Genomic DNA, 12931 nt, shown 5'->3' with positions numbered 1-12931 from the left:
GAACCTAAAGGATTCCCCTTTAGGTTCAACCTATATATCTTGTATATAGTCGTTTCGCAACATTCATATCATTCGTACCATGAATAAACGCCCTGCCATCTGTAAATAAAACAAAACGATATTCTTCCACTGGAAATGATAATAAATACGGCGTTGCTTTTACATCCACATTTTTTTGTAAGCGCTTTTTAATTTCTTCTAAATTAAAACCCTGACGCACACCTGGACGGATTTGAACTGTATTTCGCCCACATAATACTTCTGTTTTCGTTTGTGCTTCAAATGTTAAACTCGGATATGTACGTAATTTCCCACAAGATAAACATGTATCCTTTTTCTGCCTATTCACTTTAAATGCCATCTGTTGATTATTCCAAAGATCAAATGATAGCATTGTTTCACGAAGTGCCTCAAAATCTTCTACTAATATTTTCAAGGCTTCCGTTATTTGATGTGCAACTACTAATTGCACTGCTGGCTGTATAATACCGGCCGTATCACATGTCGCTCCGCTCGCCGGATGTTCCATTAAACATCGAAAACACGGCGTTTTCCCTGGCAAGATGGTATAGGTTACTCCGTAACTTCCAACGCATCCTCCGTATATCCACGGAACGTTATACATCTGAGATATATCATTAATAAGAAGGCGCGTTTCAAAATTATCTGTCGCATCTAATATTAAATCTACCCCTTTAATTAACTCTTCCATTTCTTGCACCGTTACATCAGTCACAACCGGTACAATTTCGACTTCGGAATTAATTGCCTTTAAATGTTCTGCTGCCGCTATCGCTTTCGGCTTATAATGCTTCGCATCTTCTTCTGTATATAATTGTTGCCTTTGTAAATTACTCCATTCTACATAATCACGATCAGCAATTGTTACTTTTCCAACACCTGCCCTAACAATTGCTTCTGCATTCGCTGCTCCAAGCGCACCAGCACCGATGACGAGCACGTGCTTCCTTCTTATTTTCCATTGCCCTTCTTCCCCAACACCAGAAAATAACATTTGTCTTGAATATCGCTCTTGCATACGACATCCCCCTTTCTTATCCTCCTATATAAGACATTTCAATTTTCGGACGATTTTTCGCACTTTCTTCTGTCCGTTCATCTGAATATCGGTCTTTTCTATTCTCCCATACATCTTGTATAGCTTTTAATAACTCATTATCTGAAAGGTTTTCCCTCAGAAGTTTCCTTAAATCCATTCCTTCTGTCGCAAACAAGCAAGTATAAAACTTTCCATCTGCTGAAATTCTTGCTCTCGTACAAGAAGAACAAAATGACTCAGAAACAGAGGTAATAAAACCAACCTCTACATTCGTTCCAACGTATCGATACCGCTTCGCAACCTCCCCAAAATAATGAGCTTCAGCTGGCTCAATTGGATAAACCCCATGAATCATATCAATTAATTCTCGTTTCGAAATAACTTGATCAAAATTCCATCCATTCGTACTGCCAACATCCATAAACTCAATAAATCTAAGTGAAATTCCTTGTTCTTTAAAATACGCAGCAACCGGAAGTACTTGATGATCGTTCATCCCTTTTTTCACAACCATATTTACCTTCACTTCAAGGCCTGCTTCTTTCGCTGCCATAATTCCTTTTAACACTGGCTTCGTATTCATATTCCGGCCATTAATTGCGCGGAATACATTATCATCTATCGCATCCAAACTAACATTTACTCGGTGTAATCCAGCTTCTTTTAACGCCTTCGCTTGCTTCGTTAAATGAATCGCATTTGTCGTTAATCCTAGATCTACTAAACCGTCAATTTTCACGAGACGTTCGATAAGTTTTGTTAAATCCTTACGGAGCAATGGCTCACCGCCAGTAAGTCTAATTTTCCGTACACCGATGCTAACAAATAATTTTGCTAATCGCTCGATTTCATCAAATGTCAGTAAAAACTCATCTTTCAAAAAAGCATAATCAGGACCAAACACTTCCGCTGGCATACAATACGTACACCGTAAATTACAACGATCAATGACAGAGATGCGCAAATCTTGAAGTGGGCGTCCGAAAAAATCTTTAACCTTCTCCTGCATCGCCACTCTCCCTTTCTGCCAAATTTTTACCTCTCTTCATTCTATTATAATATATTTTTGAACCGCGATGTTTTTGCTCAAGTGAATAAAGTGAAACTTTAATCAGTGGGGGTTTTGTCCATCCCCACTGATTATTAGCCCACAAATAGAGGGATAAAAAACCTTGAAACATAAAAGTTCCAAGGTTTTTTTGCTTATTAACTTAATCTAATAATAGTTAGAGTAGCTCCTGGCGTTGCCGTAGATAATGTAGCCAACGCAATTACTCCAAATAATTGCAAACTAACGGCAGCTCCAGCGGGTAAGTTAGCAATTATTGTTGCACTAAATGAACCAGCAGCCACTGCTGGGGAGTTTATCGTTCCCGCAAGCGGACTTCCATTTACAGTTATACGCGAACTTACAAGTAATCCTGCCGTTAAATTAATTGTATAGGCTATATAATAATTCCCTGCATTCGCAACTGTAAATACAGTATTTCCACCACTAACGGTTATTCCTGGTCCAATATTTTGATTGTTTGGTAACGGAATATTCGTGCCACCTAACAAAACAGAAATAACACTTCCTGATGTATTATTTGCAAATGCATATGTTGCAGTTGTACTAACTCCAGTCACCCCGGTCGCTCCAGTGGCTCCGGTTGCTCCAGCTCCTGTTGGGCCTGTTGGACCTTGGATTCCTTGTGAACCTGTTGGACCCGTATCACCGGTTGGACCTTGTGAACCTGTTGCTCCCGTGACTCCCATTGGACCTTGAATTCCTTGTGGGCCTTGCGAACCGGTTGGGCCTTGTGGGCCTTGCAAGCCTTGCACACCTTGTGGACCTGTTGGACCTATTTCCCCTTGCACACCTTGAATGCCAGTTGGGCCTTGTGGACCGGTCGGACCTTGGATTCCTTGTATCCCTTGAACACCTTGCGGACCTTGTGCTCCGGTTGCTCCCGTTGCTCCTTGGATTCCTTGTGGACCTTGATCTCCTTGAATTCCTTGTGGACCTGTTGGACCTTGGATTCCTTGCGGGCCTTGAATCCCTTGTGGACCTTGATCTCCCGTTGCTCCTGTTACTCCTTGTATCCCTTGAGGACCTTGTGCACCTTGTGGACCTGTTGGACCAATTACACCTTGTATTCCTTGTATTCCTTGTGGACCCTGCAGACCTGTTGCTCCCGTTGCTCCTATATCTCCAGTTGCTCCCGTCACACCTGTCGCTCCCGTTTCTCCTGTATCTCCGGTTGCTCCCGTCACACCTGTCGCTCCTGTCGGACCAGGTGGCCCACCCGATGGACCTGTTACTCCTGTTGGTCCCGACGGACCTGTTGGACCACTCGGCCCTGCTGGCCCTCCGGAAGGTCCTGTTACCCCTGTTGAGCCTGTTACGCCCGTTGGGCCTGTAGTTCCCTCACCAGTCGCTCCCGTTTCTCCTGTATCTCCGGTTACTCCCGTCGGACCTTGGATTCCTTGTATTCCTTGTGGACCTTGAACACCTTGCGCTCCCGTCGCACCTATTTCTCCTTGTATTCCTTGCACTCCCTGTGGTCCCATTGGCCCTGTTGGGCCAATGGGACCTTGAGGACCTTGCACTCCTTGTGGGCCCTCTGGCCCTGTTGGACCAATTTGTCCTTGTATCCCTTGTATTCCTTGAATCCCTTGTGCTCCTGTCGCTCCCGTCGGCCCCTGTATACCTTGCACTCCCTGTATACCTTGCTGACCTTCTGGACCTGTTGTACCTACCGGTCCCACTGGTCCTTGTATTCCTTGCTGTCCCTCTGGCCCCGTTGGACCAATTGGACCTTGTACTCCTTGTATTCCTTGCGGGCCCTGCAGTCCTTCTGGACCTTCTGGACCTGTTGGCCCCAATTCACCCATCGGTCCTTGTATTCCTTGTATTCCTTGTGGACCTGTTGCTCCTATTGGCCCTTGTACTCCTTGTATTCCTTGAGGCCCTTGCTCTCCTGTTGCTCCTGTCACTCCTTGAGGTCCTATAGCCCCCTGTATACCTTGTGTTCCTTGATCTCCCGTCGCTCCCGTTATCCCTTGAATCCCTTGTACTCCTTGTATTCCTTGTTCTCCCGTTATTCCAGTCGGACCAGGAATACCTTGAATCCCCTGCGGACCTTCTGGTCCTGTTGGTCCAAGTGGCCCTTGGATCCCTTGTATTCCTTGTGAGCCCTGTATCCCAGTTGCTCCTGTACTTCCCGTCGGACCTGTTGCACCAGTTACTCCTGGACTTCCTGTCGCCCCAGTATTTCCTGTCGATCCAGTTACTCCTGTACTTCCACTCGGTCCGCCTCCTGGCCCTGTTGCACCAGTTGGACCTGTTGGGCCAGGAGGTCCTCCTGACGGACCGGTTACCCCTGTTGAACCTGTAATTCCTGTTGGGCCTGTAACCCCCTGACCAGTTGCTCCAGTTACCCCTGTACTTCCACTCGGCCCTTGTGGACCAATAAGCCCTTGCACTCCTTGCACTCCTTGGGGGCCAGTTGCTCCTGGTAACCCTTGCACTCCTTGGATTCCTTGAGGTCCCTCTGGTCCAGTAGCTCCAATCGGACCTTGTAATCCCTGTATTCCCTGTATACCTTGTGCTCCTGTCGTGCCTGTTGAACCAATCGGACCTTGAATTCCTTGCACGCCCTGCAAACCTGTTGCTCCCGTTGCTCCTACTGGTCCCCTCAATCCTTGCGGCCCCTGTTGTCCTTCTGGTCCTGTTGCTCCTATTTGTCCAGCTGGCCCTTGAATCCCTTGCACTCCTTGCGGTCCTGTCGGTCCCATCTCTCCCATCGGACCTTGAAATCCTCTTGGTCCTTGTGGGCCCGTTGGACCTTGTGGACCTGTTGGGCCTGTAATCCCTATACCCGTAAATCCAGTTGGAACAGGAGGAAAAGTAGGCCCAATAAGTTCTGGTGGAATTCTAAAATTAGAGTTTAACGAATGTTGTTTCCCTTTATTATCACGCTCTTTCACATTTTCACCACCTACAAACCATCTTTTCACATGAAACAAAACTCTTCTTTTTAATCTATTTACAAAAGCAATCTCCAAGACTACTTTTATTAGACTCTAATTTATTTTATGAAGTGAACTTTTTAATTAAATTAATAAAAACTCCCCTAATTTCCTAGGGGAGTCCAGCTGTTGAATCCATATTATCTGTATTAGGGACAGCCTGCGCTATACCTGATGCATTTGCACCTTGCCCCATATTTGTTCCTGTTATAGCACCAGCAGGAGTTCCCCGTGTATATGTTGTCGTCACAGAATCTCCCGGCTGTAAACAAAGCTTCGTCTCCGTCCCTATTACTGTAACAACATCAATCCAAGTGCAACCCATTGAACCACTATACGATTTCGAGGCAGTAAACGAAGTATCACTCAAATTATCACCCGTAAATATATTCCCAGTGTTATTAACGATAATAAACTCTTTTATATGTGCTGGCATACTTACACTCTACCTCTCCTTTACGAACCTAATGTACGTGTACTCGTCGCTAACGGTGGAAGAAATACTGACGTTCTAATCACCGCTTCTGGCTGCCGCTTCCCATTTAAAAAAATAGCCGCACTTGATCCTCCAGCACCGGCATATATTTTTGCCACAGCTAAAGGTGAGATATTATAACAGTCGCCGACATTAACAGCTCCTGTATTATTAATAATTTTTACTTTACGCATGTTAATTCCCATTTCGCCTCCCCCTTTTGTATACTGTATGCAAAAGAAAAAAACTTGAAACAGACTCGTTTCAAGTTTTTAACAATTAACTATTTCGTTTCGCCTTCATATTGAAGCATACCGCCAACCATATTCACTGTTTTAAATCCTTGCTCATTTAAATAATGGCATACATTTTCACTACGCATTCCCGAACGGCAAATAAAGATATATTCATTCTCTTTCTCAAAGAAATCTACTTTATTTGGAATATCGCCCATTTTAATATGTACAGCTTCCGGAATTTTCCCTGCCGCTACTTCTTCATCTTCCCTTACATCTACTAAAAATAATGTTTCTCCATTTTCTAAACGCTCTTGCACTTCTTCTGTAGTAATCGTCTTTACTTCTGTCATATGTAGTTCCTCCTTATATACAATAAAACCTTCAGTTTCTTCTTTAAACAATCATTTCTCATCAATTTTAGCATGCGAAGGAAGGAACGCAAAGAATGGAACATTTATTTCTCAATTTTTCCGCAAAACTTATTCTTTACAAACATAACTGGCGCATTGTATCCTCAATATACTTGTTTGATGAAAGGAGCCAGTTAAAATGACACTTTTTCTTTTCATTATGGGCATCATTTTCTTAGTTTTTGCAGTTATTGCTCTTAGTATGAAAAATAATAAAAAGATAAAATCCCCTCAAGAAATGTCATTCTTATTTCTATTACTTAGTATAGCTTTCTTCGGTTTATCAGTCGCTTCATATATTTTCCGTCTGCAAATCATGTAAAAAAAGGTGCCTACTATAAATCATGCACCTTTCCACATTAATTATTTCCTACACAAAACTAGATACTTTCCGGTTTAAAAACTCATAAACTTTCTTTTCAAACAAATGAACATCTAACGCTCCTGCCATATGCCCATTTATACTTTCTATCTCATATACTTCTGCATACTTCCCTTGCTTTTGCAAAATTTCTACCATTTTATAATTTGAACGAGGCGGCTGAAGTAAATCTTGTTTGCATGGAATCATGAGTACATTCGCTTCAATCTTAGAAAGAGCCTCTTCTAAGGAAGAAAATCCATGTGCAACATCATGTAATAAGACCGCTTTCGTAGTGTACATCCATGAATTTGCATCTACTAAATCTATACTTTTACATGTCACTTTATTTATTTCTTTCTCAAATGATGTTAGTGCAGAGAATTGCTGATAAGGTGCCATTTCTATACTGTTCCGCGGGAATGCCATTTCATAAAAATGTTCATCAAATGCTTTCATAAACATCATTTTATTCGCTAAATGAAGCCCCTTCGTTGGTTGCTCCTCTCCGTACTTTCCACCTTTCCAATTTGGATCAAGCTGAATTGCTTCAATCGCATTTTGCGCTACATTTCCCGACGTTATAATTGGATTTTGTGGATTCGTAATAACTCCAATCATTCGTTCTACCATATGAGGATAGTGGACAGCCCATTGCTGCGCAATCATCCCACCTGCCGATGGTCCCATTACAGCATGTAATCTAGCAATCCCCATATCTTTTATTAACTCATATTGCATACGTGCTACATCTAAAAATGTGAAAACTGGAAAATCCATCGCATACTCAAAACCAGTCATCGGATTTATCGATTTTGGTCCCGTTGTAATCACATAGGGGTTCTTCACCTGTACATTACAAAGGTTATCAGTACATATAACGAAATATTTATTTGTATCAATTGCTTTCCCAGGTCCAATTAATCCATCCCACCAACCAGCTTCCTCATCATGCTCTGTATATTTTCCTGCGGCATGACTTGTTGCACTAAAATAGTGACAAACCAAAATCCCATTTGATCTTTCTCTATTTAAAGCACCATACGTCTCATACCCCATTTGAACAGGAATCTCCCTACCATTTTCAAACACAAACTCTTTTAAAACAAACTTCTCCTTTTTTACAATTTGCACAGACTCGCCTTCTTCCCGTCATTTTATGAACTGCTTACTAAAGGATTTTTTCTATGCAAACCAATCTCCTCCTTCTTTTCATAAATAAATGAATAATATACAAAATTAGCCACAAAATAGCACTATATTACACAATTAAAGAGGGCATATATATGATTTGGAATTGGTTACGTAAGAAAAAAAATTCAAATACAAAAGAGACAGATGATTCGAAACAACAGTCTGATGATCAAAAGGAACATAACAAAGATAAGAATGACGAGGCAAAAAGCACGGAACAAACTGATGATTCTTCTCAAAACAAGCAGCAAAACTCTAAACAAGAGGATTCTTCTCAAAACAAGCAACAAAACTCTAAACAAGAAGATTCTTCTCAAAACAAGCAGCAAAATTCTAAACAAGAGGATTCTTCTCAAGACAAACAGCAAAATTCTAAACAAGAGGATAATTCTCAAAACAAGCAGCAAAACTCTAAACAAGAGGATAATTCTCAAAACAAACAGCAAAGTTCTAAGCAAGAAGATAATTCTCTAAACAAGCAGCAAAATTCTAAACAAGAGGATAATTCTAAACAAGAGGATAATTCTCAAAACAAACAGCAAAGTTCTAAACAAGAGGATAATTCTCAAAGCAAACAACAAAATTCTAAGCAAAAGGATTCTTCTCAAGACACGCAGCAAAATTCTAAGCAAGAGGATAATTCTCAAAATAAGCAGCAAAGTTCTAAACAAGAGGATAATTCTCAAAACAAACAACAAAGCTCAGGAAGTAACAGCATTTATGACTTTAGCAAGCCAGAAAATGACCATATTCATTCTCTACAAGATTTAATAGAGAAGCTGAAACAGTCTAGTGATTTTGTTAATTACCACACATCTGACGATGAAACGATGCCATATTGGATTTCTTACTATCGCCCTTCACTTGATGGTGAGAAATTGCAAAAGTATTTAATGCCTACTCTAATGGAACGTCCTTGCGCTCCATTAGAAGAATTAAAAGAACATATTCCAATGAGTGGTATAACGATTACGAACGACTTACAAAAAATTGAGGACATGGTTTTAAAGGGACATGCGATTATTCAATTGAATCAGCAAGATCAAAAATGTATGCTTGCAAACATTGCAATTGATAATTATCGTGCACCAACTCCTCCATTAAATGAATCCACCGTTATCGGGCCACAAGAAGGATTCGTAGAAGATATTGATACGAATATTAATTTAGTACGAAAACGTCTTCCTGTTTTAGATTTACACACAAAAGAGATGATTATCGGAGAGTTTTCAAAAACAAAGGTTGTCATGATGTATTTAGACAACCTTGCCGAAAAAGATAATGTAGACTTTCTAGAAGAATCACTTCGAGCTCTTGAATATGATCAAATTAACGATAGTGCTTATATACAGGAATTAATGGGTGAAAAGTCAATTTTCCCTCTCTATATAAATACAGAACGCACTGATAGAGTCACAAAAGCACTTATTGATGGAAAAATTGCTATTTTTGTTGATGGTTCTCCTAGTGTCCTATTAACGCCTGTATCATATTTCGATTTTTTCATTTCACCAGAAGACTATAACGTATCTTGGCTATACGCGACATTTTCAAGAATATTACGCCTTATCGCAGTTCTATTCTCAATTTGTGCCACACCGTTATATGTCGCTATTTTAAATTATCATTACGAGCTCATTCCAAGTGATTTGCTTGAAACATTGATTTTATCAAGGGCACAAGTACCCTTCCCACCTTTAATCGAGGCACTCTTTTTAGAATTAGCCATTGATTTATTAAGAGAAGCTGGCGCGCGATTACCAATGAAAGTTGGACAAACACTAGGTATTGTAGGCGGTATTGTAATTGGGCAAGCATCTGTACAAGCTGGTTTAACGAGTAATATTTTATTAATTATCGTTGCCTTATCAGCGTTAGCTTCCTTTATTACACCCATTTATAAAATGGGTAACGCCGTTCGTTTACTACGTTTCCCATTTCTCGCATTTGCAGAAACAGGTGGGCTCTTCGGTATATCTCTTGGATTTATCTTTTTATTTACCCATTTGTTTAGACTTACTTCTTTACGTAAGCCGTACGCTCTCTTTTATCCAACGAGACAACAATCCTTTAAAGATTCTTGGATTCGTTTTCCATTAACAATGATTGATACTCGAGATGTTCAAGCAAGACCGCAACACGTAAAGAAAGCAACTAATGGAATTTCTACGAAACATACGTCAGATTTTGATGATTAAGAAATGAGGTGCATCGATGAGTAAAATTAAAGCAGAACACCAAATATCACCCGTCTTCGTTTTCTTTTTAATTCACGGTGCACAATTTGGTGCTGGTGTTCTCGGATTTGCCCGCATTATTGCGAAAGCAGCAGGATACGATGGCTGGATAGGTGTCATTCTCACAGGAATCATCATTCATATTCTCCTATGGATGATGTATTCCTCATTAAAAGGTATAGATGGAAATTTAATTGATTTGCATAAACAAATATTCGGAAAGTGGCTCGGGAATGGGATTAACATTATCTTTATGGTGTATTTTTTAATGGTCAGTATTTCTGTCGTTCGAACATATGTAGAAATTATTCAAGTATGGATGTTTCCTTCTGCTTCGATTTGGATGTTAACAACTTTTCTATGCTTAGTCGGTTACTATATTATTTCATCTGGTTTTCGTGTTATTACTGGTATCTGTGTCATTTCTATCGGCGGGACACTCGGATATCTTTTCCTTAGCCTTTTTATCTTAAAATACACTCACTGGTCTAATTTACTCCCTGTATTTTCACATTCATTTTCAGAAATTTTAAAAGCAGCTCAATTATCAATCTATACTATGAGCGGATTTGAAATTTTTCTTATGATTTATCCATTTGTAAAAGAGTCTAAGAAATCTCATAAATTTGCACAATACGGTGCGCTATTCTCTAACCTTTTATATTTATTTAGCACCCTCTTAGCTTTTACATTCTTTAGCGAAAAACAATTATCCAAAACAATTTGGGCCCAGCTCTCTATGACTCAAGTTATCCAACTTCCTTTCATAGAACGGCTAGAGTACATTGCAATCTCAGCTTATACTCTCGTTATTGTTACGAGCTTCATTCTTCCTTTATGGGCAGCAACAAGAGGAACACACGAAATATTTCGTGTAAAACAAAGAGGTGTTTTAATTACTTTTTTGCTTATTACCCTCATTGTTTCACAACTTTTAACAAACAGACATGATATTAATGACTTTATTAGTAATGCGTCAAGAATTAGTTTTTGGCTTATATACATATACATCCCAATTCTATTTATTATTGTGTGGGTGAAAAGAAAATGGAAAAAATCAAAAGAAAATTAATGCTTCTTTCTTGTATCAGCATCCTTAGTCTAACTGGTTGCTTACAAAAAAATATTATCGATGATGTCAACCTAATTCAAGGGACTGTTTTTGATACAGCAAAAGATAATAAAGTAAAAGTCACATTCGTTTGTCCTATACAGAAAAAAGGTAATAAAGTTCAAGTCTTTGAAGGAGTAGGAAACGCAGTAAAACAAGTAAAAGCGGATACTTCTTTAGAATCCTCTCAACCGTTTGCTAGCGGACAAATGCGTTTTGCTTTATTTACTACAAAAATCGCAAAAAAAGGTTTATCAACTTCCTTTGACACGTTAATTCGTGATGTGAATATCGGGAACTCTATGTATGTCGGTTTATTAGAGGGAACAGGGCTAGACTTACTAAAAGGTAAATATACAACATCATCTAACGTTGCAATTTATATAAAGAAAATGTTAGACCATAATATGAAAACGGGTCCTTTACCTACTGACAATCTACATTTAGGAGCCTATCGATATTATCGTGAAGGTCAAGATTCTTATTTACCAATACTCAAAAAAGAGAAAGATAAAATAAGAATTACTGGTATTGGACTTTTAAAAAGAGATAAATATGTTGGGAAAATTAACTATCACGATATGTTCGCCTTTAAAGGTTTATTGGAAAAACATCGCTTAGATTCACATGAATTTAAAGCAAACTCAGGATACACAATCATTAATAATATTCGATCCGTCCCAACTTACCAAGTAAGTATTAAAGATGGTAAACCATCATTTTTCATACACGTCAAACTAGAAGCACGCATTCAAGAACTATCTAAACAGTTCAACTTAGACAATAAAAAGAACACCCAAAAAATAGAAAAATCAGTTGAAAAACAATTAGATGCAACAGCTAACAAATTAATTAAACAATTTAAATCTTTAAATGTGGATCCACTCGGTCTCGGCGCAAGGTATAAAGAACATTACCGTCCATTCAAATTAGAAGAGTGGCGAAGAATGTATAAAGATGTTCCTATTAAGGTGAAATACACTGTCAATATTACAAATTCTGGCGTAATTGAATAAGTTAATGATTGAACTCCCCTCTCTGGCATGGTACAACGGAGAGGGGAGTTTTTATTTTTAAATAGAGAAAAGGGATATTTACGGGGGAGCTTATGTCTAAAAAATTAATAAAACCTATTTTAAATGGTATTTTATTTCTCGGCGTCTTTTTATTTGCTCATACATACTTAAAAAATGTTTCTTTCACACGTTATTTACTTGTCGTTATACCAATGCTACTCATCGGAATGTTTGGTATCGATCTTATTTTATCCGTTTTAATTAAGAAAGAAGAATAACGAGCGAACATCTTATTTCTCATAAGATGTTCTTTTTATTTAATAACTACCTTATGTTACAATAAACTTCGGCATAACGTAAGAAAGGATGAAACAACATGACAAACGAAAAAGGTTTAGATAAAGGATACGAACTTGTTGCAAAAATGCATGAAGAATTCGGACATCCTGTGACAAGTACTCCAACAAAACTAACAGAAGAGCGTGCAAAAATTCGTGCTAGCTTTATGCAAGAAGAGCTAGAAGAATTTCTAGTAGCAACAACTGTTGAAGATCAATATGATGCACTTATTGACCTTATTTACTTTGCATTCGGAACGTTTGCAGAAATGGGCGTACGTCCAGATAAAGGATTCGAAATTGTAAACAATGCTAACATGGCAAAACTATTCCCTGATGGAAAGCCTCGATTCCGCGAGGGCGATGGCAAAATCATGAAACCAGAAGGATGGCAAGCACCGGAACCACAACTTCGTGCGGAAATCGAACGTCAGCGCCAAGAAGCTGAAAAAAACTGCTAGGATCTCCTAGCAGTT

Annotated in this window: 13 protein-coding genes; 6 read left to right on the top strand and 7 right to left on the bottom strand. The window is 39.3% G+C overall.

Annotated features, from left to right (window positions below):
- Positions 1–25: 25 nt before the first annotated feature.
- From MKX77_RS00840 to MKX77_RS00815, 6 genes are all read right to left on the bottom strand, one after another.
- The gene (locus tag MKX77_RS00840; RefSeq protein ID WP_341305573.1) at positions 26–1039 is read right to left on the bottom strand and encodes a molybdopterin-synthase adenylyltransferase MoeB; all 1014 of its coding nucleotides are present in this window, start codon (positions 1037–1039) and stop codon (positions 26–28) included.
- Positions 1040–1055: 16 nt separating this feature from the next.
- Complete coding sequence (gene moaA, locus MKX77_RS00835) at positions 1056–2069, bottom strand: GTP 3',8-cyclase MoaA (RefSeq protein ID WP_341305572.1); 1014 nt, start codon at positions 2067–2069, stop codon at positions 1056–1058.
- 197 nt (positions 2070–2266) lie between these two features.
- Positions 2267–5032, bottom strand: a complete 2766-nt coding sequence (locus MKX77_RS00830) for a BclA-related collagen-like exosporium protein (RefSeq protein ID WP_341307921.1) — start codon at positions 5030–5032, stop codon at positions 2267–2269.
- A 154-nt stretch (positions 5033–5186) separates the two neighbouring features.
- A complete protein-coding gene (locus tag MKX77_RS00825) occupies positions 5187–5510 on the bottom strand; it encodes a hypothetical protein (RefSeq protein WP_341305571.1) in 324 nt (107 codons plus the stop codon).
- 20 nt (positions 5511–5530) lie between these two features.
- On the bottom strand, positions 5531–5755 hold the full coding sequence (locus tag MKX77_RS00820) for a spore germination protein (RefSeq protein ID WP_215554465.1): 225 nt from the start codon (positions 5753–5755) through the stop codon (positions 5531–5533).
- Between the two features lie 77 nt (positions 5756–5832).
- Positions 5833–6138 carry a rhodanese-like domain-containing protein gene (locus tag MKX77_RS00815; protein ID WP_000141214.1) on the bottom strand — a complete coding sequence of 102 codons (306 nt, stop codon included), beginning with the start codon at positions 6136–6138 and terminating at the stop codon, positions 5833–5835.
- A 199-nt stretch (positions 6139–6337) separates the two neighbouring features.
- On the opposite strand from MKX77_RS00815, the gene MKX77_RS00810 reads away from it, so the two are divergent.
- On the top strand, positions 6338–6520 hold the full coding sequence (locus MKX77_RS00810; RefSeq protein ID WP_002015640.1) for a hypothetical protein: 183 nt from the start codon (positions 6338–6340) through the stop codon (positions 6518–6520).
- 48 nt (positions 6521–6568) lie between these two features.
- Here MKX77_RS00810 and MKX77_RS00805 read toward each other — a convergent pair whose 3' ends face one another.
- Entirely contained in the window at positions 6569–7693 is a 1125-nt protein-coding gene (locus MKX77_RS00805; RefSeq protein WP_341305570.1) for an alpha/beta fold hydrolase, read from the bottom strand.
- 152 nt (positions 7694–7845) lie between these two features.
- Here MKX77_RS00805 and MKX77_RS00800 point away from each other — a divergent pair, with 152 nt between their 5' ends.
- From MKX77_RS00800 to MKX77_RS00780, 5 genes are all read left to right on the top strand, one after another.
- Positions 7846–9951 (top strand): spore germination protein, encoded by a 2106-nt coding sequence (locus MKX77_RS00800; RefSeq protein ID WP_341305569.1) that lies wholly within the window; start codon positions 7846–7848, stop codon positions 9949–9951.
- A 16-nt stretch (positions 9952–9967) separates the two neighbouring features.
- Entirely contained in the window at positions 9968–11062 is a 1095-nt protein-coding gene (locus tag MKX77_RS00795) for a spore germination protein (RefSeq protein ID WP_341305568.1), read from the top strand.
- Positions 11038–12117 (top strand): Ger(x)C family spore germination protein, encoded by a 1080-nt coding sequence (locus MKX77_RS00790; RefSeq protein ID WP_341305567.1) that lies wholly within the window; start codon positions 11038–11040, stop codon positions 12115–12117. The genes MKX77_RS00795 and MKX77_RS00790 overlap by 25 nt, the downstream gene beginning before the upstream one ends.
- Positions 12118–12209: 92 nt before the next feature.
- Positions 12210–12395 (top strand): hypothetical protein, encoded by a 186-nt coding sequence (locus MKX77_RS00785; RefSeq protein WP_078180092.1) that lies wholly within the window; start codon positions 12210–12212, stop codon positions 12393–12395.
- 98 nt (positions 12396–12493) lie between these two features.
- The gene (locus MKX77_RS00780; protein ID WP_341305566.1) at positions 12494–12916 is read left to right on the top strand and encodes an HAD family hydrolase; all 423 of its coding nucleotides are present in this window, start codon (positions 12494–12496) and stop codon (positions 12914–12916) included.
- Positions 12917–12931 lie beyond the last annotated feature (15 nt).

This window comes from Bacillus sp. FSL R9-9410 (assembly GCF_038050385.1).
Classification (GTDB): Bacteria; Bacillota; Bacilli; order Bacillales; family Bacillaceae_G; genus Bacillus_A; species Bacillus_A cereus_U.
This window is presented reverse-complemented; position numbering and strand designations above follow the sequence as displayed.